The sequence below is a fragment of the Peredibacter starrii genome (genome assembly GCF_034259205.1).
Taxonomy (GTDB): Bacteria; Bdellovibrionota; Bacteriovoracia; order Bacteriovoracales; family Bacteriovoracaceae; genus Peredibacter; species Peredibacter starrii.
On record NZ_CP139487.1, the window covers coordinates 919,688 to 942,114 of the forward strand.

Sequence of the window (22,427 nt, forward strand, 5' to 3'; positions counted from 1 at the left end):
AAACATTTTCTCAAGCTCGCCGATCAGTTTGGTGGAGAATTAGGGAATGTTTAAATTGTTAGTGTTCACGTTCATAATGTTGATGTCATTTGGTGCTGCTGCTGAAAGTGTCCTTACTGCTTTAAATCCCTTCAAGCAATCATCTAATGCTGCTGTCTTTTGTGAAAGCGCTTACGAGAATTATCGATCTGCTGACAATTATGTTCCAGGTGCCACTCAAATAAGAGTCGAAGTTCCATCAACTCCTGAAAAACTTCAGGATGGTGACCTGATTAGTATCGTTAGTGCCATTAGATTATATCGTGGTGAAAAGAAGGACATTATCTCTGACTGTACTGTAAGAACCAACGGTAAACTTCAGGCGTTGAATATGACAGCGCTATCATCTGTTGTGAGTTTCGAGCAGACCGCAGATCTTGAAGCAGAGAAATCAAAGCAAAAACGATTCGAAGGTCAGGTTGCTGCTTGTAAAAAATTGAAAGAAGACAGGCAGTGTACTGCTTTTGATGTTGATGCAAAAAATGTCGCGTTTATTGAAGACGTTAGTAAGGATATTTTAAGTAACGTTACAGAGACTGATGGTTGTAATTGCATCAAACAGGTCATGAAACAGGCCGAACTGTGGAATGAGAAAGAATTCAATGAACAGAAAAAGCTTACTCAAGATAGAATGCACGATTCGATCATGGAAGGTTTTGGTAAGAAATTTCTAAATGATTATGCGGCCAACATTGAAGACGTAGGTTACTTCCAGGTGAACGCTGCAAAATTTTTTGGTCTTGAAAAAGGTTCACAGGTCTCTGCTGCTAAGAACTACGAGTGTTCAGATATTTCCAAGTATGAATCAGCAATTGATAAAAAGTGTTCGGCCAATGGTATCTCTCCAGCTGAAAGGCAAAAACGTTTAAATAAAATATTCAATGCCTACGGTAATACAGATAGTGATGATCAAATGACTTTAGGGCAAAGATTCTCAAAATTAAATCAAAAGATTCAATTTTTAGATGATGGTCAAGTCGGGAAGAACGGTGGTTATTCCAGAAAAGATCACGATGCTAAACGTTTTGCTCTGGCCCGAAAAGAAGACTCTATTCAAATGTTAGATACATTTATCAGATCAATCTTTTCTGATAGTGCTAAGTCATCGAAACTTACAGAGATGATAGAAGAGTATGGTGGCGCTCCAATCGGGGCCCTTGCCGAGTTTATGATGGATGAGGCAAAGAAAAATCCAACCGAGTTCTCTCGGAAGTATTTTAGTAATAAAAACCTAAACTCGGACTACGTTAAAAAATCAAAACAATTTCTTTTTGATAAAAAGATATTTGATGATGTTAAGTATCAGGCAATCGTTACTCAAATTGAATTAGGCATGGGTATTCACCCCGGCCTTAAGGCGATGCTGACTGACAAGAATATTTTCATTAAAGCGGCCAAGGCGGCGGTTGCAGACGACAAATCAATTGTTGAGACTCTGGAGAAAAACGACTCAATTTTAGGCACTAATTATCAGAAACGTTGTCAGGATCTGATTGAAAAATTATCGGAAGCAACTTGTATTAAGGATACTGATATCATCGGCAAAGTCAGTGGTAATGAAATCGCAGCACTTCTAAAAGGCAAAGGTTATCCGGAAAATACTAAATACGAACTTCTGGTGAGCTGTGAAGCAGGTAGTGAATTTACTCAGAAGCCATTTGATGACCTCGTAATGAAAGATCCTTATACTCACTCAGACCTTAAAGACCGCCTGACTAAACCAGCAAATGAACAAAAAAATGCTTTCCGTCGTCTCCATGATTCAAAAGATTCGGCAGTTCAGGACAAAGTTGAATCAGCCGTGGCCGAAACTCGCTCTCAACGTGAGGAAGTAAAAGACAGAAGTCTTGCCTCATACAAATATGCAGGTGGCGGAGAAGGTACGAAAGAAGGTTCTACTGAAGTGGCCCATCTTAATTCAATTGCTTCTTCAGACAGTGCTTCTACTCGCAGTGCTGAAGTAGATTCATCTTCAAGTTTTAGTGCTGCTCCTAACTTCATGGCCGCTCCGGTTGTTATGCCTTCGACCGTTTCTGCTCCTGCCGCTATCGAGACTCCTAAATCCGATTTAAAAAGTGAAGTCCGTGATTCTCTCTCTAATAAAGACAATCAGGATAAGGTTGAAAAACTACTTTCAAATACAGATGACTCTTCAATGAGGGAACTTCTTCGCTTGAAAGAAGAAAGCCTTAAAAATCGTCAGAAGATCCTGGAACTTACCAGTGAAAATGAGAAGCAGAAACTGAAGGATCTTGAAGAGAAGATCAAACTTCTTGAAACGAAAAAGCAGCAGATTGCTCAGACCCAGCATTTTGAGGAAGAAGAAGATGACTCTGTGTCTCGCCAGAGAAACACCCTCAAAGCTCCATCTCGCGATATTGCTTCAATCCGACCAATGATGGACTCATCAGGTTCGGGTTCAGGTGACTATGGTGGAACAGGTGGATCAAGCGGCGGTTCATTTGGTTCAGGTGGACTAGCTCCAACATCTGGTCGTGGTGGTTCAAGTGCGGCAGCTGCGAGAAGTGCGGTGAATTCAGATAAGTCATCAGACTCATCTTCAGATGGTTATATTGTCATCAGTAATGACAATGTTTCACAAGGTGTTAAATCACAAGAAGTAAGCCAAGAGCTAATTAATCTCCTTTCATCAAGTGACCCTGATCTTTCTGCGCTTAAAAAACTGAAAGACAGCGGAATGCTGTATAAGTTTAAAGTGATGGAGAATGGTGTGCTGGTAGAAAAAGAAGTGCTGGTTGATTATAAAATGCTAAATGAAGACGCTAAGAAATTGGTGGAAAGCAAACTTGCAATTAAACAGCATTCTCAAATTGAAACTGAGCTCGTTGCTGCTAGAAGAGTTCACTCATTCCAGGCCCTCAAGATTATCCTGGGTGAGCAACTTAGAAAATAACCCTGGCAAGTTCACCTCGCCAGGGCAATTCAGCTTCAAACAACTCCGACAACACTAAAGATGATAAAGCTTCCAATCAAAACGAGAATTGATTTGCTGATCCAAAGGTCTTGTTCCGTAACCATGTATTCCTCCTGGGAGAGAGTTTTTTTTTAAAAAAGACAAAGTTCACCGTGCCCGTAACATTCGTTACTGAGAGTTCACTTAAAATCTTTTGGTTTCTTTTATTGTTGAGATCTACTTTTAGTGCAGAAAGTATTTCTCGAAGATATCGATGTTCCCGTCGACGGCGGATAGAACTTCTATTAAATCCCAGGCCATCTCGGAAGCGAGGCGCCCGTCAATACCGTAGCGGCCAGCTAGTTCTGTTTGAATTTTAATAAAGAGTTCTGTTTCAGTAAGTTCTACGTGCGAGCGTGCGTGTGCCAACATAAACGTCCTCCTTGACGAATATTCAAGCCATGTGTGTCTCTATGTGTGTGATGCGTGTAATTTAGTAGGTTCTGATCAATCCAACCAGAAGACCTCGAATTTCACATTCTTTGTCTTTCACAATGATAGGTTTCATTGTTTTATTGGCCGGATGTAGTTCAATTTGTTTTGCTTTCTTGAAGTAGCGCTTAAGAGTTGTTTCGTTCTCAACCACTGCTACAACAATCTGACCGTTGTCCGCTTGAGTTTGGTGCTTAATGATGGCGATGTCACCACTTAGGATGCCTTCTTCAATCATTGATTCACCCTTAACTTTAAGAGCATAGTGTTTACCACGTCCAAGCATAGTTGTTGGAACGCTGATCGTATCAGTATTCTCGATGGCCTCAATAGGAGTACCAGCAGCGATTGAACCTAGAAGAGGAATCTCTTCAGAGTTTTGTTGAACAGTAGATGGCATAAGACCACGAACTGAGTGAGCATCGTTATTAAGATATCCACCAGTCGTTAAGTATTTAATGTAATCTTGAACTGAACCAAGGGATTTAAAACCGAAGTGTTCTTGAATTTCTTTTTGAGTAGGTGAGTAACCATTTTCTCTCACGTAACCAGTGATGAAATCTAAAACGTCTTTTTGTTTTTTAGTCAGTGCCATAAATACTCCGTAATCTTTCCGTACTTAAAGATAAGTATAGGCGTACTTTTTCCGTAGTTCAACCAAAAAATGCAAAAAAAGTGATTTTAAATAGGGGCAGCGTCGGGGCGAGGCTTCTTATCAAAGCGTTTGATATAGGTACACTTCCGGCATAATTCCTCTGTAAGAAGCTGTTTCTTAAAGCCGTCTCTCATCTTTGTGAGTCTTTCTGAGCCCAGAATGCTTTCAAATGAGTCTTTTAAAACGTTGCCTAATGGGATGCCCGCCTCTTTGTCTAGACAGCAAGGAACCACGGTTCCGTCGGCATGAATCCCGATTTGTTGGGAAAGGGCGTGGCAAAAGCCTTTATCGCCACGGTCTGGATCAGCATAGTTGGGCCACTCAAAGCGGCTGTCGAAATGAAAATACAAGCGACCGGTGATGTTCTTACTTTTCTTGAAACCCACATCTATGCGTTCATTGACCGGAACCTGGAAGAACTCACATACGTGGTCGATGATGTCCTGGTTTTCATTTTTCATTTCAGTGGTCTGAATAAGGTTCCACAAACGATAGTTGATGTAGAGCTCGGGCTTTTCAGTCAGAGCGTCTTTTGAAAATTGCAGAATATCGTAGAGGTAAGGACGCATGTCCTGGCCCGGAAAATTATCTTTAAAACTATGAAGTGAGAAATTGATCTGGCGAATGGCCTTCGATTTTAAAAACGTATCAAAGCCATACTTAGAAAGAAACGTTCCATTAGTTGTTAAGTGAATAACAGCGCCTTCTTCTTCACAGATTTTCAAAATCTTCGGAAACTCCGGATGAGCAAGTGGTTCGCCCATAAGATGAAGACAAATCTGTTCAGTGTAGGGAAGAACTTGTTTTAAAACTTTGCGAAAGTCATCCGTCGACAAGATCTTCTTATCGCGTTCAACTTCAGGGCAGAAGGTGCACTGAAGATTACAGATGTTCGAAATTTCAATGTAGGTTCTTAGGAAACGCATGAGGAGCTTGTATCACAAGCTCCTCTATAAATCGTGGGAAATTTTATTGGTGAGAAGCAAGTTCACGTTTTTGCGAAGAGGATTCCGCTTCGACTGTTCTCATTAAATCATTGATACTCTTACTGATTGAGGCGAAAACCTGAGGAACTGAGACTTCCTTGTTAAGAATCCAGTGATCAGTTTCTGCGTGGTATTCGTAATCCATATGAGTTTGACCAGGGCCGACCTCAGTCAGGGTGTATGAAGAGCCGCTCTTATCGAAAGCGGAGTCTTTTCCAAATTTTGGTTCAGTGAAGGCCTTAACTTCAGAATCATTCAACATCTCAAGGGAGATGGTCATTGTTTTTTGATTCTTATCATTCACGCCGTTCTTAATTTGAACTAATTCATAATAAGTGTAAGTGCCACGGTTATAAACTTGTCTTCCAACCAGATAGTGCTCAACACCTTTGTAGGCCTCAACTGGTTTTAGATTTTTAACCACAAAAGTCTCAACAAGGTGTTCATTGAAATATTTGCATTCAGCTTCAGTTGAAGTGTATTCGCGCTTACTTTTGTAATCGTTATTACATTTTTCAGAAAAATTAGTAATTCCGTTTTTTACCATCTCAAGGGAGTAGGGGAAATCTTTCGAAATTTTGCCAGAATATGAGCGTATCTTTTCAGCTTTGCCTGAAGCAAGGATGACACCGTTTAAATTATCTGATTTATCAAAATTCATTTCGGCGTGGGCATTGAAAGTCAGGGCCAACGTCATGGCCGTGGCAATTTTAAAATAGCGCATAATCTCCCTTAAGATCAGTTGAGCTTTAATCATAAGGGCAAAAAGGAAAATCTTGGATGGGAAAATGTTGCGAAAGTGATGGGGCCATTTGAAGAATCAAATGGCCGATTAATTAGGTCTACCAGTTAAGAGCACATTTCAAATTGCCATTTAAACCACGAGTAAAAAACTTACCCTGATAAATGCGGCCCCATTCTGGAGTTTCATCGGGAGTGAAATCCACTTCCAAGGTGTAACCCTTTGATTCGTATCTCACATAACCCGGACCAGTGTATCTCATGGTCATGTTGAATTCCTGGTAAGTCGGTGTGCCGTTACCGTCGAGAATCAAAGATGATTCTCGCCAAGGCGTACCTGTAGAATTTCCTCGGGAAACTTCGACCAGGACATTGGTCTGATTAATTAGGCCAATACACTTGGCCTCATCGAAATAAGCGAATGATGAAAGGGAAAAGAGGGCAGCAGTGGAAAATAATAAGAATTTCATAACAACCTCAATCAATGGATTTATAGGTAATAGAAACTACTTCGTATGTTATTTCACCGGCCGGGACTTTGACGATGACCTCGTCACCTTCATTTTTTCCTAAGAGGGTCTTACCAATGGGCGACTGCCAGCTGATGCGACCTTTGGCAGTATCAACTTCATCAACACCTACAATTGTAAAGCGGCGCTCATTACCATCTTCATCAGTGACTTCAACTGTGGCCCCAAACTGTATCTTATCTGAGGTTATTTTGAGGGGATCCACAATGACGGCCGCGTCCAAACGCTTGGATAAAAATCTGACTCGACGATCAATTTCACGTAAACGTCTTTTTCCGTAAAGGTAGTCAGCATTCTCAGAGCGATCACCATTACTGGCCGCCCACTGCACCAGGCGTGTCACTTCTGGTCTTTCAACTTTTAAGAGTTGATCCAGTTCATCAACCAGCTTTTGATGACCTTTGGGAGTGATGTAATTATTTTTTTCCATATTCTTCGAGACCTTCAACAATGACGTTTTTCAGTTCAACTGAACAGGACCCGCTCTGAGCAAATTGATTAAGCAGAGCAGTTGGAGGTGTGTCCGATTTGTTTTGAAGATAATCGTCCAGGGCCTCAATGACATTGTCGAGCTCGGGCTGAGCCGTATCGTTCTTTTCAGACAAGCAAGATTGAAGAATCATCTCCATGACGATGGGACCCTTGTTGGCCTCGTAATGCATGATTTTTCGTTTTTGGTAGAAATAGTAAAGCACACCGAAGAGTGTGAAGAGACCAATTTCAATTAAAATATTTCCCCAAAGATCAAACATGCTTTAGTCCTAAAAAAGTTAACAGCGGTACATTGATAAAAAGTGGCGATGGGATCACGACCGCGCACCAGCAGTAAATACGCCTTAAAAAAGGAGAACTTACTTTAATATATTTTTTATCAATCCAAAGAGCCAGTCCTTGGATAAGAAAATAGGCCATCATCGTTCCAAAATAACTTTTCCGATAGATCAGCCAGTAAGGAAGATTGCACATAAGCTCGTGGAAGAGGCCTGAAAATAGAAAGCCCAGGAGAATTGTTTGAGATCGACTGTTGGATTTAAAAGCACCAGTAATGTCTCTCAGCCAGTCTTGAATCCAAAGGTTCCAGCGACGTCCCCAAAAATTCCCCAAGTCTCTACTCTTCAAAGGGTCGGCATGAATGGGCCAGGAATTTTTAAAGGGGAAGAGCAGTTGTCCAAGTGCTCCCATGGCTTCAGTGGAGAAATAAATCGCCGGTGATACCAGAAGGATTTTCCAGTAATTGAGATCTCCAAGAAAGTGCTTTGCTAGATAAACACTCAAAGCCGTCAGGGAAAAGAAGAGAACAAATTTTGGCACTAATCTTCGATTAGATCTCGGATGATGGTTCAAACTTCTAAGTGAAACATAAGGCGAGCGTAAGAAATTAAGCAATGTGATATTGGAGTGCTGGTAATTAAGTTTCCAACTCACGAGTTTCATCGCGAAATAACACGCAAAAAAATTCAAAACAAAGATGAGTTGATAAGTCAGATAATGCCCTTTCAGTTGACTGCATCACTACATTACACAATATAAATCTGCAATTTTTCGTGCGAAAAGAAAATGAAAACTATCTTTAGCGGATGCAGCAAAAACCGATAAGTCAGTAGGAAGGAGTGGTTATATGTACCATGCCAAAAGTTTAAAAGACCTATTGAAGACAGTTCCTCTGACTGAAGATTTTTTCGTGGACCTTGATCCATTTCATCTCAACTATATTGATATGTGTTTCAGAAAATCTCTGGACGAGCAGATCGGCATGATGTCTGAAACGGAATTCACCAATTATCAGTTGTTCCTCAAGTACAAAAGCGATTATGAGGAAGACTTTTATCCTGAAATTAAGAATCCGAAAAAGGCATCTTAGTCTTACTTTCGCTAACTTCTTATCGTCACCCTAAAAGTGCGATGCTATCATTTTCCTACTTTCAAAGGGGAATGTATGAAATGGCTCGTACTTGGGTTTTTGTTACTCAATTCTGCTTGGGCAGAAAACTCGAAGATCATCCCTGTCTTCATTGAGGCGACCAATCTCTATCTTGAAAGTAATCAGACATCAGATGAATGTTTATATCTAAGGCCCGACATAAGGGCCGCGCTTAAAGTTTTGGAAGATCACAATATTGATCCTGAGATTTTAGAAAAGCGCGTACCGAAGGAAAGAATCAGTTATCCATTGCGCGCTGATGATAAATACGACCAATGGATTAAAAGACCCGCTAAACGCCCAGTTGAAGTTCCTGAGATGGCCATGCAAGCTTTTAAAATGAAAGTGATTGAAGAAAGTGATGGCTGGTTTAAAGATGATATTTATGTTTATTTCTTTGTTACTGATGGAGTAATTCCGACAGGCAAAGTGACTTCAATTTATAAGGGTGTGGGGCAAGGACAGAGTTTCTTTTTCAATGAAATCGATCGTGCCATTTTCCCTCTGATTGGAGTTCCTGCCAAGCGACCTGAAAATCATCTCATCATCGATTACGGCATTATGGAATCTGATGGAGATGATATTAAAGAAATGCAAAAGATCTCCTCCATCATTATTGATCTGGCGATCGCTGTTTATGCCAGTCGTGATCCACAGAATGCCCAGGTGATCATTAATCTTCGTAAGGAGATCAAGGCCCTGACAGAACTTCTTCTTTCGCTCAATAACGATGATCGTCAGGCGACAGGCACTATCGCTTACAAAGCGGAAGAGCTGACGGATATTTTGAGTCGCGATAGTTATGTTGAAATTAAACGCACCCATAAAGGAACTCATCCGGTTAAGACTTGGGAGTACGAATTGTATTTTAGATTGTTAAGGAAATAGAATGACCACTTCTCACTGGTTACGAAAACACACATTTAGCACACCTGACATTACAACGGATGTCTTAATCGTAGGTGGAGGATATGTAGGTCTCTCAACTGCCTATTGGTTGACGGAGATGCGCCCTGATTTAAAAATTACCGTCCTCGAAAGAATTCATTGCGGAGCGGGTGCGAGTGGTAGAAATGCGGGCTTCCTTACCAAGGGTAGTGCTTCATTCTTTAAAAGTCTGACGAGTAAGTGGGGACATGATAGGGCACAATCGATCTATCGTTTCGCTGAAGAGTCTTTGGATTTGGTTCACCAGCATATCTTAAAAGCTTCTCCGGAGATTAAGTTTGAACGCTCATCTTCCATGACACTCTTTCAGTCCGAAAAACAATATCAGGAATGGACGACAAAAGATTTTAGTCCCGGTGAATTTAGGTTTGAGTGGCGTGAACAAGAAAAGCTTCCTCAACCTCTTCAAACAAAGTTCTTCGGTGCTTTTGAGAACGCCCCCGAGTACAAAATCAATCCTGTTCAATTGCTGGATTCAATTAAAAAACTTCTTGAGGCACGTAAGGTTCAAATTATTGAAAACGTTTCAGCGTTCGAATTAACGCCGGATGGAGTTCAGACGGAAGTTAACACAATCAAAGCAAAACAAACAATTCTTGCCCTCAATGGTTATTTCCCTCAGTTCAATGCACTTTTTAGAGATGTCATTGTCCCACGACGTGCTCAAATGCTTGCAGTTGAAATTGAAGAAGAGTTTAACTGTCCCGCTCTCCATTACGATCCACCTGAGCGCGTTTACTGGCGAAAGGCCCAGGATAAGGTGTTGGTGATTGGTGGGAAACGTTTACTCGATGAACAAGGCGAGACCGGTGATTTCGAAAAGATTTCTCCTGTAATTCAGCGAGGTCTAGAGCAGTATTTAAAAGAGCAATTAAATTTGAAATATAAAGTTATTCATCGCTGGTCAGGAACCATGGGATTTACAGAGCATGAACTTCCTTTGATCTCAAAAGTGGCGGCACCGAATGAAACTTTCATCGTTGGAGGTTTCAGTGGGCATGGCATGGGTCTTGGGTTTCGTTCTGCCATGGATGTTGCTGAACTCGTGACAGGTCTAAAACAAGAATCTTTCTTCTCTCCATTTAAAAAAGTTGATTTCAAACTATGAGAAAAACCACTATTGTGCTGGCCGTTCTGGTTGCTGGCTTTGCATTCCTAACTGTTTGGACCTGGAAGAAATTAAATTTCTCTCCCATTTCAGAAACAAGCCTAAGGTTATCGCTTGATAACGTAGTAGAGAGTCTAGATCCCGCCAAGGCCTATAGTGATGACTCACTTCTGGTTTCTGCGCAGGTGCTGGAACCATTGTATCAATATCACTATTTGAAACGACCTTATGAGATCCAACCTCTCGTGGCGGATGGACTTCCGCAAATCCTGAATAAGGGAAAACTCCTTCAGATTAAAATTAAGAAAGGCATTTTTTATCATCCGCATGCGGCCTTTTCTAAACCTCGGGAGCTTGAAGCAAAAGATTTTGTTATTCAATTTAAACGTATGGCCTTGGATGATTTGAAAAGCCCAGGACGTGGACTCTTCAATGGACTGATTGAAGGTTTTGAAGGCTACAACAAACTTGTTGGTGGGGATTGGACCAGGATTGAATCCACACCTCTGGCGGGAATTGAAGTTAAGGACAAGTATACGCTGGTGATTAATCTCACTAAGACTGAACCCAATATGATCTATTACCTTGCACTGAATTTCTTGAGTCCAGTGCCTTGGGAACTCGTTCAGCATTCAAAGAATAATCTTGATCACGTTTTGATTGGAACCGGCCCTTATCATTTCAAAGGGTATAACGGACAATATTTTGATCTGGAAAGATTCAGAGGTTATCGTGAGGATTTTTATCCGACCTCTGGCGACCGTTACGCCAACGTTCAAAATCTTTTGAATTCTTCCAAAGAGAAAATTCCTTTCATTGATAATGTGAGATTTTTCATCACGACGGCCGAGAACGATACCTGGCAAAAATTTTTTAACCATGAGATCGATCTTTTAACTGTGCCAAAGACCTTCATTCCTAGACTTTATGATACCAATGGCGAACTAAATCCTGAGATTAAGAAAAATGGGGTAGAACTGAAACACTTCCCAATTCTCGCCAATCGCTGGCTTGCCTTTAACATGAAGGACCCTTTAGTCGGGAAAAATGAATTTCTCCGCAGGGCCATTGCTTATTCAATTAACTACGAAGATTACATTCAGGTCATTTCTCAGAACACCAACCTAAGAGCAAACTCGATTCTGGTACCTGGCATCGCAGGTTACCTTCCCGCAAAAGATTTCCGCTTTAAGCATGATCCTGCTCTCGCAAAAGAATATTTGAAAATGGCGGGTTTTACTGAGAAGAACATGCCGACGATTGTTTACTCAACCAGGGGCAACCAGGGCATCAATATTCTTGAGGCCGATTTCATTAAATCTCAGTTGGAGAAAGTTGGACTCAAAGTAGAGGTTCAAGTGCTTCCTTTCTCTGACTTCCTTAGAAAGGGCAGAGCAGGAGAACTCATGTTCTTTACTGATAACTGGTTATTCGATTACCCAGATGCAGAAAACATTCTTCAACTTTTGGTTTCGACGAATTTCCCTGGGGTAAACAAATCGGCCTACAACAATCCAGAGATTGATGATCTTTATCAGCGATTGAAAGAAACGATGAACCCGGATCAGAAAGACAAAATCGTTCACCAAATGGAAGAGATTATTTTCCAGGATCTTCCATGGATTCCCATGATGTATGAGAGTTCATTTGTACTTCAGTACCCGGAAATTAAAAACTTTCGTAAATCTTCAATTATCAGGAACTATGTTAAATATCTAAAAATTGAGAAGTAATATGAAAATCTCCATCCCGTCGATAGAAGAAAGAAAACTCAAACTCGAAAGACTTAGAAAAATAATTTTGAGGAAAGAGGTTCTGATCAATAAGGCCTTGATGGACGATTTAGGGAAATCTCATTTTGAAACTTATTTAACCGAAGTCGGTTTCGTCATCGAGGAAATTAACTTTGTCGTAAAAAATCTGGAAAGCTGGGCGAAACCAAAAAAAGTTTCAACTCCTATGAATCTTTTTCCGGCCTCTAGTTATATTCATCCTTCGCCCTATGGTGAAGTTTTAATTATGTCTCCTTGGAACTATCCATTCCAGCTCTGTATAGCACCCATGATTGGAGCTCTGGCCGCGGGAAATAGAGTGGTGCTGAAGCCCTCGGAACTTGCTCCCAATACGGCAAAGGTCCTTCGTGAGATAATTGAAGAGGCCTATAAACCGAATGAAGTCAGGATTGTTGAAGGCGGAGTTGCAGAGACACAAGAGCTCTTGAAACAAAAATTCGATTATATTTTCTTCACTGGAAGTACTGCGGTTGGGAAAATAGTGATGAAGGCCGCCGCTGAACATCTCACTCCTGTTACTCTGGAACTTGGTGGGAAAAGTCCTTGTATCATTGATGAGACCGCCGATATCGATCTTGCCGCCAAGAGAATTGCCTGGGGGAAATTTTTGAATGCAGGACAAACCTGTGTAGCCCCGGATTACGTTTTAGTTCCTAAAAAGTATCAGCATGAATTTTTGGAACGTCTGAACTTTCATTTGAAAAACTTCTATGGAGATAGTCCGGCAGGATCTCCGGATTTTCCTCGTATTATTAACGAGAAGCACTTTGATCGCTTAGAAGAACTCTTAATTCCGGAAAAAATAGCGGTGGGTGGAGAGAAGAGTCGTGTGAATAAGTTTATCTCGCCCACAGTGATGAAAGATATTTCATGGTCAGATAAAATCATGGAAGACGAAATCTTTGGTCCAATTCTTCCCGTTCTTCCTTATGAAGATTTGAATGAGGCGCTTGAAGAAGTGGCCAAGCGTTCGAGACCCCTGGCCTTTTACGTCTTCAGTGAAGACTCAAAAAAAGCAAAAGCGATTATGCGTGAAATGTCTTTTGGGGGCGGTTGTATCAATGACACCCTCATGCATCTAGCGAATCCGAATCTTCCGTTTGGGGGAATTGGTGGTAGTGGGATGGGTAGTTACCATGGGAAGAAAAGCTTCGAGACCTTCTCCCACATGAAGTCAGTTCTGATCCAAAAAACAAAGGTGGATATCCCATTGAGATACCCACCTTATAATGGAAAACTAAGTTGGCTTAAACTGTTTTTGCGTTAAAGCTTATAGCTCGCATCGTACCAAGGTGCTGGGGCAGGTTTTGACCAGCTGGCAATTTCACGTGATGGCGTCGGTGACTTCATGTAGGCATGATGAACCGCCAGGAAAGAGCAGAAAGCAAAAACGAAGGCCCAAGTACAGAAGTCTGTGAATTTCCAAGACATAAGTGACCCCTTTGTCATAGTCCCTATCTTCTTCGGAATAAACTTCTGAAAAGTTGAGTAGCCGTTCCGATTATTACTTTAAAATTAGCAAGTTAGGAGTTTAATCCCTGTTGCTAGAAAGGGCAGTGCTAGATTATGATTAGGCTTCAAACGCTTTAAAAAGGTTCTCCTCAGTGAAAGTGATTTTTCTCTTTCTGTTCTTTACTCTGGGATTCGTTCCGGGTGCCTACTCTCAACTTTTAAAAGAAAAAGTCCTGATTGGCCGAATTGAATGGGTCGAATTGCCAGATCTGAAAGTAAAACACAAAGCGCGCATCGATACCGGTGCAAAGACAACATCACTCCATGCAGTGAACATTGAAGAAGTTGAACAAAGAGGGGAGCTCTTTGTGAAATTTCAAACCGTGGACTCAGAAGGGAAAACTGTCGACCTTCTTCGCAAAGTTGATTCTACTCAAAAAGTTTCCAATACATCAGGCTTCATCACTAAACGTTACGTTATCAAAGAAAAAATCAAGATGGGTAACATTGAAAGAGAAGTGTCGGTCAACTTAAACGACCGATCTAAGATGGATTATAAATTCCTGGTAGGAAGAAATTTGCTCTTGGGACGCTTCATTGTTGATGTGGCCCGCTCACACGTCCTAGGTGATTAATCCAATGAAAAAATTCGTCGTCTTTATTACGGCCTTCCTTATTATTTTCCCTCTTGGCGTTCTGTTTTATAAGTCTCAGGTGCTGAACCTTTCACTTATTCCTCAGATGGTTGATGATGTGTGGAACTTCCACATGACAATCAAACCTAAGGGCGATGCTACTTCTTTCTCTTTCCCGATTCCAAAGTCAGGACCAGGGATGAAAATCTCGGATGAGAAAGTTCGTTCTAAAGACCTTGGTATATTCATTGATAGTCAGTCTGATTCAAATCTTGCCACTTGGACCGCAAAAGATTCAGTTAAAAGACGAGTGTCTTATTCGGCGCGAGTAGATCTAAAGCCACTTAAGTATAAGAACATTCCGAAAGACTACACTGAGACTTATCCTAAGGGCCTTGAGAAATATTTAAGAGTCCCTGAGCTACTTCCTGAAGATGAAGCGGCGATCGCAACTTTAGAAACTGCGATTCTTGAAGGGAGTGAAGATAAGACGAGTTTGGTACGTAAGATTTACTATTACGTAGAAGAAGAAATTCAGCGCAACACTGACATCAAAACAATCCACGAAACGCTTAACACTGGTAAAGGTTCTCCGCTAATCAAAGCACGCCTCTTCAACGTAATGGTGAAGCGTAAGGGCGTTCCTGCTCGTATCGTTGTGATGATAAAAATGCCTGAGATGAAGCAGAAGGTTGAAGAGACCAAGCTTCGTTTTACTTTCGCTAACGAAGTGTTCCTGGCAAACAAGTGGATTCCGATTGATACAAACCGTGGCTACTTTGGTGAGCGTCCGGACAATTTCCTGGTTCTTCACCATAACTACGAAGAAATCGAGAAAATCGTAAACAAGCGTAAAATCAGTTATTCAATTCAGGCCGAGCGTGCTCGTATCAACCGTTTCAATAAAGCTGAGTTTAAAAAAGAAGTGATCCGTTCAGATTCGATTTTCTCTAAAATCAGTCTTTACCGTCTTCCACTACCAGTTCAGACCATGTTTACAACGATCCTTTTGATCCCGATTGGAACTTTGGTTCTGGCCCTGGCGAGAAACATTATTGGTATTCCGACTTTTGGTATTTTCACTCCGATTCTTCTGACTCTCTTCTTCAAAGAGACTTCATTTACTTTTGGACTATTGTTCTTCTTCTCAGTTGTAGTAGTAGGGATTGGAGAGCGTTACATTCTGGATAAGTTCTATCTTCTGGCAGTGCCGAGACTTTCGATTATCCTGACCCTCATAATTATGCTGATGATCTGGTACGCATTCTTCAGTGTTGATATGACTAATGCGAGTCAAAAACATCTGGCCTTCTTCCCAATCGTAATTGTGACAACCATCATCGAACGATTGTCGATCATGATTACCGAAGACGGAATTGTGAATACACTTAAGACCCTTCTGGGAACACTGGTTATCGTGATCCTGGTTTACTCATTGTTCTTTATCCCGACTCTGGAAATGTTCATGTTCACGAACCCTGAACTTCTTCTTTCTGTGATCGGTGTGCAGATTCTGATTGGTAAATATAAGGGTTATAGAATTTCTGAGTTCCTGCGTTTCCGCGATCTAGTTCGTCAGAAGAAAAGATTGGAGAGTGCTTCGCATGATCTTCCGTAATCTGAAGGAAATGGGCATCCTCGGAATCAATAACCGAGTTGGCCGTTACATTCTGAGACATAATCCCCGTAAGAACTATCCTCTAGTGGATAATAAAGTTCTGACTGCTCAGAGAGCAGAGGCATGGGGGATAGCGACACCTGAGAACTACATGGTGGTGGAGAATTACGGTTCTTTAAAGAATCTTCATCTCAAACTTCAGCAATACGAGTCTTTCGTTATCAAACCGGCCAATGGTTCGCAGGGTAATGGAATTATCGTTTTCAAAGAGATCGTTAAAGAAGAGAAAAACGGCGAGACACACATTTATTGTCGTCGTTCAAATGATAAGCTCATGGACATTGAAGAGGTGAAGCACCATATTTCTGGGATTCTCTCTGGTCTATATTCTCTTTCTGGTCATAGTGATACGGCCATCATTCAAGCGAAGATTGATAAACATCCAATCTTTGATCAATATTCTTACGGCGGTATCCCTGATATTCGTGTAATTGTATTCGAAGGTTTTCCTGTGATGAGTATGGTTCGTCTTCCGACTAAATCGTCAGATGGTAAAGCAAACCTTCACCAAGGTGCAATTGGTGCAGGTTTAAATCTATCGAATGGTTGGACTAATAATGCGGTTATTAGAAACCAAGTTGTGGATACTCACCCTGATACTGGTCATCAATTGATGGGACTAAAACTTCCATTCTGGCCTGAAATTCTCGAACTCGCGGCCCGTTGTTATGACATGGTAGAGTTGGGATATCTTGGTGCTGATATTGTTCTTACTCCCGATCGTGGTCCAATTCTTTTAGAGCTCAATGCTCGTCCTGGCCTGGGAATTCAGATCGCAAATCTTGCGGGCCTTGTTCCTCGTTTAGAGAAAATTCGTTTAGAAGCTCCCAAAAATCTGCTAGCTAAGGAGCGGGCGGAATTTTCAATGAAGCATTTCTAAGCTTAAGATTCTTCAAAAATAACCCACTCATTTCAGTCAGTTATCACTTTAATCAAATTGATTTGATTAAAGCGTCCTTAATCTAAATTATCTTCCTTAATAATCCGATAAGTCCTTCAGGAATTCAGATGGATAACGAGCTTATCATTATGAAGATAATGAAGATTATTTTAAAAACTCTCTCCAGTCATCGCATGGAACAGCGATCTGCTGACTCGTTCTTTTTTTATAAAGGAATGAACCATGCTTAAGAATTCACTCTACGTTGGTGTAGCACTTATGGCGGCCTTTCTCATTCGAGTGGCCTCGGTTCAATTGTCAGCAGACAAGCCAGCAGTAGAAGAAGATGAAGTAGAAGTTCAAATCACTCCAAGAAAAATCAAAAAACGTAGGCCTGCTTCAGTTGATGTGCCAAAACCAAGAATGCAACCTCAACGTGAAAGAGCAGATCGCGCTCCTCGTATGATGCAAACTTTCGAACCCCGTGCGGAAGAGCCAGTAGATGAAGAGAGAATGGCAGTCGGTGGAGGACAAGAAGAAGCTCCAATGCCGATGTCCGTTGGATCATACAGTGCTGATGCGACTTATGTACCTAGTAGTAATAGTGGTGGAGGAAGCCGAAGTGTTGCTTCTGGTTCAAGAGTAGGAAGTGTTTCGAATGCACCTACGACTTCGACATCAGGATCTAAAACAACTGGTTCATCTCAATTTGGTGGTATCACTGGTAGCTTAGGTGGTGGCGGTGGTCTTGCATTTGGTAACGTAGGATTTACGACTGGATCGTCGTCTTCAACAACCGGATCATCAAGTTCAGGTAGCAGTTCTACAACAGGATCGACGACATCAGGAACAACTGGTTCAACAACTTCTGGTACTACAGGGTCTACAACGAGTTCAACTTCGAGTGGTTCGTCGTCATCTGGATCTTCGTCTGGAACTTCGTCGTCTGGTACGACAACTTCAGGGACATCTACCGGTAGTACGACTTCGGGTACAACAACTTCCGGTACAACAACTTCCGGTACAACAACTTCTGGAACTACTACTTCCGGTACAACAACTTCTGGAACTACTACTTCGGGCACAACTACATCAGGTACGACAAGTGGTACTGGTGGTACAACGACATCAGGAACTACAACTTCCGGTGGAGGTTGGGTGACTGTGGCCGGGGCTTCTTCAGGATCTACTTCAGGTTCAACTTCCGGAACGACTACATCAACTACTACTAGTGGTGCAGGTGGATCTACTACATCTACAACAACAAGCGGAACAGGTGGAACAACTACCTCGGGAACTACAACAAGTGGTACTGGTGGAACAACTACTTCTGGTACAACAACAAGCGGAACTGGCGGAACAACAACCTCTGGTACAACCACCAGTGGTACGGGTGGTACAACATCTGGTACACCAGCTACACCTCCAACTTGTTCGGCAACGCCTTCAACAGGTGCCTACAGTAGTTCAGTGTCAGTAACCATTACTTGTGATGCTCCATCTAATATCTTCTATTGTGTTAGCAATGCCGCTTGTTCTTCAGGAACAGCGTGTGACCCTGAAGCCTCAGGAATTGCATATTCTTCACCAGTAACAATTGGTGCAGTTGATGGTGCATACTGCTTGAGCTTTTACGGTACAGCAACATCATCAGGACTTGATTCAACAATTACTGATTTAAGTTATGACATCAATAGTGCACTTCCTCACTTAGAAGTGACGAACACAAAAACATATTTCCAAACGACAGAACTTTACGGAAGAGATGACAATATTCCATCGAACATCTGGACATCAATAGTGAGTGACGACTTCGCTCCAACTGGAATCTCTGTAGGTATGGTGAACCTAAAAACTCACGATCCTGCGGCCACTACTTGTGAAGATGTCGTGACAAACTATGTGAGCTACCCAGCTCCGACTCCAGATCCTTTCTTTGAATGGATCACAGGAGTTGATCCCGAAACTGGATCTTTAAGTCCATCATCACAAATTGATTTACCATTGGTTCTCGCGAAACTTGAATACGGCGATAACTTCATCGTAACGTGGATTAGAAACTCATCTTACTCACCGGCAACCTATTCTTGTTCAACTACGAAAGTGCACTTGGAAGATTTTGATTACTTCCAGGCCGATAGCTCTCACGGTGAAACGGGAACTCAGTATGTAAGAGAGTTTTCAGGTGGATTTACTGCTTACGGTTTCTTTGAACCTACAATCGATAATCCTCCATCAAGAGGTCCAGCAGGGGAGAGTGCTGAAGACAAATCAGGTGAAAGATTAGAAAGTGGTCTGTTCAGTATCTTCTACTAATTTTTTGATGGCCCAAGACATTCTAAATCTTATTCAATTGCGGATTAAAATTAAAAAGATTTTTTTAATATCCCGATAAGTCTTAAAGAATATCAATGGGATATAAATTGAAATTACGGAACTCTCACTCCAAATTTCTTAAGACTCTTTGTGCTGCATTCGCAGTCATCAATATTTTTTCTTATGCATATGCAGAATCGTTAAGCTATTCCGGAAGACTTGTTAACACAAACGGCTCACCAGTTGTGGGTCCGGTAAATTTAAAATTTGATCTCGCTAGCACGGCCGATACATCAACCATTCTTTGTACTCAGCAAATTTCTAACGTTGCTCTGACAAATGGCGTGTTCCATGTGAAGCTTGATTTAAATTGTGGAGCACAAACTTTATCTCAAGTACTCGCTACTATACCATCTCCAGATACGGCCGCTATTCGAGTAACCAATGAAAGTGCAAGTAAAGCATATTCATTTCAATCTCTTCATGCAGTTCCATCAGCACAAATTGCTCATGGACTCGCAAAGCTAAATGCTAATAACAATGAAGTTCTAACTTGGACAGGTTCTCAATGGGAACCAAAAGCAATTGTGGGCGCGACAGGTGGAACTGTTACATCAATTGTTGCTGGATCCGGTTTATCAGGTGGAACAATTACAAACTCGGGAACGATTGCCATTTCAAATAGTGGAGTAACTGATTCTCATCTCGCTGGTGGAATCACACGAAGTAAAATGGCCAATGGTACTGCCAATTATGTTCTGGTGAATGATGCTTCAGGAGTAATGGGTGAAGTTGCACAGCTTCCTCTGACTAGTGGTGGTACCGGATCAAATACGGCCGCTGGAGCTCGAACTAATCTTGGTCTTGGTACAGCGGCCGTGGCCAATATTGGTGATGGACCAGGAAATGTAATGTCTGCCTCAGCAGTTCCTAATTGCTTGGCGAGTGAAAAACTTCAAATGAGTGTTGGTCCGGTTTATTCTTGGACCTGTGTTCAGGATAATGATTCACTCGATGGAACTAAACTTCCTCTCGGTGGCGGTACGATGAGTGGTGCCATTGCCATGGGGAACAATCAAATTACAGGTCTTGCGGCTCCTGCACTCGGAACAGATGCTGCTACCAAAGATTATGTAGATACTAAAGTTGGTGCGGCCCCTGGAGATAATCTTGGTAACCACACCGCCACGACAAACTTGTCACTGGGAACTAATAGAATTTTTGTAGGTGATGGTGCTTGGAATACTCCATCAATTTCTTTCACGAGTAGTACTAATACTGGTATTGCTCAGAATGGTGGTAATATGACATTCACTTCTAGTGGCAGTCTTGCAATGACTCTTTCTGGAAGTTCACTTAATCTCAATGGTTCTTTTTCTCCATACATGAGGTTGGGAGGGGGAGTTTTTGATTCTTCAAATCCTGCCTATTCTTTCGGCGGCGATCCAGACACAGGGATGTTTAACTTATCTACGAACATTCTTGGTTTCACCACTGGTGGTGTGGAGAAAATGAGAATTCTCTCCACCGGTGAAGTGGCCATCGGTAAATCAACAGCAGCTGGCAAAGTTGATGTCGCTGGTGATATTGCCCTCGACGGAAAATTGAGAGTTAAATCGGACTCTGCAAATTATGTTGAATTCAGAGCTCCGGCGAGCCTTGGGGCAACTACAACCTATACGTTTCCTGCTACTGCAGGGACTTCAGGTTATGCTCTCACCACAAATGGTTCAGGTATATTGTCGTGGTCACCAGTTGCAACAACCGCTTCAACGATTGGTGGAGATCTTTCAGGAACAATTGCCAACGCTCAGTTAGTTGCTAATTCAGTTGGTACTTCTGAGATCGCAGATGCTTCGGTCACATATTCTAAACTTAGTTTAACTGATGGAGATATTCCTCAAGCGAAAGTCGCCAATCTTGTAAATGATTTGGCCGGGAAGCAACCGCTTATTGCTGCTGGAACAATGGCACAATATTGGAGAGGAGACAAAACCTGGCAGACGCTAAACACATCAGTTGTGCCTGAAGGAACAAATCTCTATTTCTTGGATTCAAGAGTTCGCACGGCCCTCATGAGTGGTTATGCAGTTGGATCTGCAGTACCACTTGATGCTACAGATACTTTAATTGAAGCACTTGGAAAGCTTGAGGCGCAAATCATCGCCAATGATGCTGCCTTTGATAGTTCTGGAATCTGGAGTAAAAACTCATCAAATGTTTACTATACTAGTGGATATGTCGGAGTAGGAACGAGTACTCCCATCTCTCCTTTGAATGTCGAAAAAACCTACACTGTGAATTCGACCGATGAAGAGTATGGAATGTATGTTAAGACAGCATTTCAAGAGAACAGCACGAATTGGAAGGCCGGAATACGTGCCAATACATATCCAGCTCATGCAAGTGGCTCACTTACAAAAATCATTGGTATGCAGTCTTTAATCCAAGGTGGAGTAAGCGGAGGAACGACGACAGATGCTAGTGCAGTTTGGAGTCGAGTTGATACAGTGACAGGACAAACCATCACAAATGCATATGGTTTTTATGTGGAAAACGGAGCGGGAACAGGTTCGCCAATCAACCAGTTCGGTCTATATGTTCAGGCCCTAACAAAAGGCTCTGCGGATAATTTTGCGATTTATACCAGTGGTGGCACTAAAAGTTATTTTGGAGGTAATGTTGGTATTGGAACAACTGCTCCTCAAGCTGCCTTGGATGTAAATGGTGGTATCAAACTCGGATCGATGACAACTTGCGGGGCCGCTCAAGAAGGTTCTCAGCGTTATAATTCTACTCTTAAAATCATGGAGTTTTGTAATGGCACTGTTTGGGGAGCCATTGGAGCTCCGGCCATTCCAACCGGTGCAATCATGGCCTTTGATTTAACTTCTTGTCCATCAGGTTGGAGTGAATACACAGTTGCTCGCGGACGCTTCCTTCGCGGTATCGACAATGGTGCTGGACAAGATCCAAGTGGTACACGAGCTCCTGGTAGCTATCAAGCTGATGCTGTTCAAGATCACACTCACCATGTAACTGGTGAAGGTGGGGGTTATAACAACGTGGTTGCTTTCCAAGATACCAACCCTGATTCAACCTACGGCTCAGGTGGAAACCCTGGAAGCCGTGGTGATGTTTATATTGGTGTTGGTCCAATGAGAACAGGTAACACCGCCGTTGAGACTCGTCCTCGAAACGTGGCCGTTCTCTATTGTCGAAAGAATTAATTTGTTAAGTGTGATGACATTGCACTCATCCTCAATTTTAAAATTCCGCTTGTCATAATATGCTAATTTGTAAAATTTTCTTTAAAAAATTCCAAACTTTCAGTCGATA

20 protein-coding genes are annotated in these 22,427 nt (G+C 41.9%); 11 read left to right on the top strand and 9 right to left on the bottom strand.

The genetic code is table 11. The features are described from left to right. Window positions 1–46 precede the first annotated feature (46 nt). Window positions 47–2,953, top strand: a complete 2,907-nt coding sequence (locus SOO65_RS04600; protein ID WP_321397667.1) for a hypothetical protein — start codon at window positions 47–49, stop codon at window positions 2,951–2,953. Between the two features lie 243 nt (window positions 2,954–3,196). On the opposite strand, the gene SOO65_RS04605 is transcribed toward SOO65_RS04600, so the two are convergent. From SOO65_RS04605 to SOO65_RS04640, 8 genes are all read right to left on the bottom strand, one after another. Next, on the bottom strand, window positions 3,197–3,385 hold the full coding sequence (locus SOO65_RS04605; RefSeq protein WP_321397670.1) for a hypothetical protein: 189 nt from the start codon (window positions 3,383–3,385) through the stop codon (window positions 3,197–3,199). Window positions 3,386–3,446: 61 nt separating this feature from the next. Continuing rightward, window positions 3,447–4,040, bottom strand: coding sequence for a transcriptional repressor LexA (gene lexA, locus SOO65_RS04610; protein ID WP_321397674.1), 594 nt, complete (start codon window positions 4,038–4,040; stop codon window positions 3,447–3,449). 86 nt (window positions 4,041–4,126) lie between these two features. Then, window positions 4,127–5,026, bottom strand: coding sequence for a radical SAM/SPASM domain-containing protein (locus SOO65_RS04615; protein WP_321397677.1), 900 nt, complete (start codon window positions 5,024–5,026; stop codon window positions 4,127–4,129). A 43-nt stretch (window positions 5,027–5,069) separates the two neighbouring features. Next, a complete protein-coding gene (locus tag SOO65_RS04620) occupies window positions 5,070–5,810 on the bottom strand; it encodes a hypothetical protein (protein ID WP_321397680.1) in 741 nt (246 codons plus the stop codon). Between the two features lie 118 nt (window positions 5,811–5,928). Further along, window positions 5,929–6,297: a hypothetical protein gene (locus SOO65_RS04625; protein ID WP_321397683.1), complete on the bottom strand. Its 369-nt coding sequence runs from the start codon at window positions 6,295–6,297 to the stop codon at window positions 5,929–5,931. A 7-nt stretch (window positions 6,298–6,304) separates the two neighbouring features. Continuing rightward, complete coding sequence (gene greB / locus SOO65_RS04630) at window positions 6,305–6,787, bottom strand: transcription elongation factor GreB (protein ID WP_321397686.1); 483 nt, start codon at window positions 6,785–6,787, stop codon at window positions 6,305–6,307. Then, entirely contained in the window at window positions 6,774–7,109 is a 336-nt protein-coding gene (locus SOO65_RS04635; protein WP_321397689.1) for a hypothetical protein, read from the bottom strand. The genes greB and SOO65_RS04635 overlap by 14 nt, the downstream gene beginning before the upstream one ends. Continuing rightward, window positions 7,102–7,668 (bottom strand): MBOAT family protein, encoded by a 567-nt coding sequence (locus tag SOO65_RS04640; protein ID WP_321397692.1) that lies wholly within the window; start codon window positions 7,666–7,668, stop codon window positions 7,102–7,104. Before SOO65_RS04640 ends, SOO65_RS04635 begins: the two co-directional genes overlap by 8 nt. A 307-nt stretch (window positions 7,669–7,975) precedes the next feature. Between SOO65_RS04640 and SOO65_RS04645 the strand changes: the two genes are divergently transcribed. The 5 genes from SOO65_RS04645 (at window position 7,976) to SOO65_RS04665 (ending at window position 13,394) form a co-directional block, all read left to right on the top strand. After that, the gene (locus tag SOO65_RS04645) at window positions 7,976–8,218 is read left to right on the top strand and encodes a hypothetical protein (protein WP_321397695.1); all 243 of its coding nucleotides are present in this window, start codon (window positions 7,976–7,978) and stop codon (window positions 8,216–8,218) included. A 75-nt stretch (window positions 8,219–8,293) separates the two neighbouring features. Then, window positions 8,294–9,166, top strand: a complete 873-nt coding sequence (locus SOO65_RS04650; protein WP_321397698.1) for a hypothetical protein — start codon at window positions 8,294–8,296, stop codon at window positions 9,164–9,166. Between the two features lies 1 nt (window position 9,167). Beyond that, entirely contained in the window at window positions 9,168–10,334 is a 1,167-nt protein-coding gene (locus tag SOO65_RS04655; RefSeq protein WP_321397702.1) for an NAD(P)/FAD-dependent oxidoreductase, read from the top strand. Next, window positions 10,331–12,067, top strand: coding sequence for an ABC transporter substrate-binding protein (locus SOO65_RS04660; protein ID WP_321397706.1), 1,737 nt, complete (start codon window positions 10,331–10,333; stop codon window positions 12,065–12,067). Before SOO65_RS04655 ends, SOO65_RS04660 begins: the two co-directional genes overlap by 4 nt. 1 nt (window position 12,068) lies before the next feature. Next, on the top strand, window positions 12,069–13,394 hold the full coding sequence (locus SOO65_RS04665) for an aldehyde dehydrogenase (RefSeq protein ID WP_321397709.1): 1,326 nt from the start codon (window positions 12,069–12,071) through the stop codon (window positions 13,392–13,394). Here SOO65_RS04665 and SOO65_RS04670 read toward each other — a convergent pair. After that, a complete protein-coding gene (locus SOO65_RS04670) occupies window positions 13,391–13,558 on the bottom strand; it encodes a hypothetical protein (protein ID WP_321397712.1) in 168 nt (55 codons plus the stop codon). The two genes, SOO65_RS04665 and SOO65_RS04670, sit on opposite strands and share 4 nt — an antisense overlap. 173 nt (window positions 13,559–13,731) lie before the next feature. Here SOO65_RS04670 and SOO65_RS04675 point away from each other — a divergent pair, with 173 nt between their 5' ends. The 5 genes from SOO65_RS04675 to SOO65_RS04695 all read left to right on the top strand — a co-directional run bounded on the left by SOO65_RS04675 (window position 13,732) and on the right by SOO65_RS04695 (window position 22,318). After that, window positions 13,732–14,214 carry an ATP-dependent zinc protease family protein gene (locus tag SOO65_RS04675; RefSeq protein WP_321397714.1) on the top strand — a complete coding sequence of 161 codons (483 nt, stop codon included), beginning with the start codon at window positions 13,732–13,734 and terminating at the stop codon, window positions 14,212–14,214. A 4-nt stretch (window positions 14,215–14,218) separates the two neighbouring features. Continuing rightward, window positions 14,219–15,832, top strand: coding sequence for a UUP1 family membrane protein (locus SOO65_RS04680; protein ID WP_321397717.1), 1,614 nt, complete (start codon window positions 14,219–14,221; stop codon window positions 15,830–15,832). Next, window positions 15,819–16,772: an alpha-L-glutamate ligase-like protein gene (locus SOO65_RS04685; protein ID WP_321397720.1), complete on the top strand. Its 954-nt coding sequence runs from the start codon at window positions 15,819–15,821 to the stop codon at window positions 16,770–16,772. The genes SOO65_RS04680 and SOO65_RS04685 overlap by 14 nt, the downstream gene beginning before the upstream one ends. Before the next feature lie 243 nt (window positions 16,773–17,015). Then, window positions 17,016–19,088 carry a hypothetical protein gene (locus tag SOO65_RS04690; protein ID WP_321397724.1) on the top strand — a complete coding sequence of 691 codons (2,073 nt, stop codon included), beginning with the start codon at window positions 17,016–17,018 and terminating at the stop codon, window positions 19,086–19,088. 107 nt (window positions 19,089–19,195) lie between these two features. Next, on the top strand, window positions 19,196–22,318 hold the full coding sequence (locus tag SOO65_RS04695; RefSeq protein ID WP_321397727.1) for a DUF8740 domain-containing protein: 3,123 nt from the start codon (window positions 19,196–19,198) through the stop codon (window positions 22,316–22,318). The last annotated feature ends 109 nt before the right edge of the window (window positions 22,319–22,427 follow it).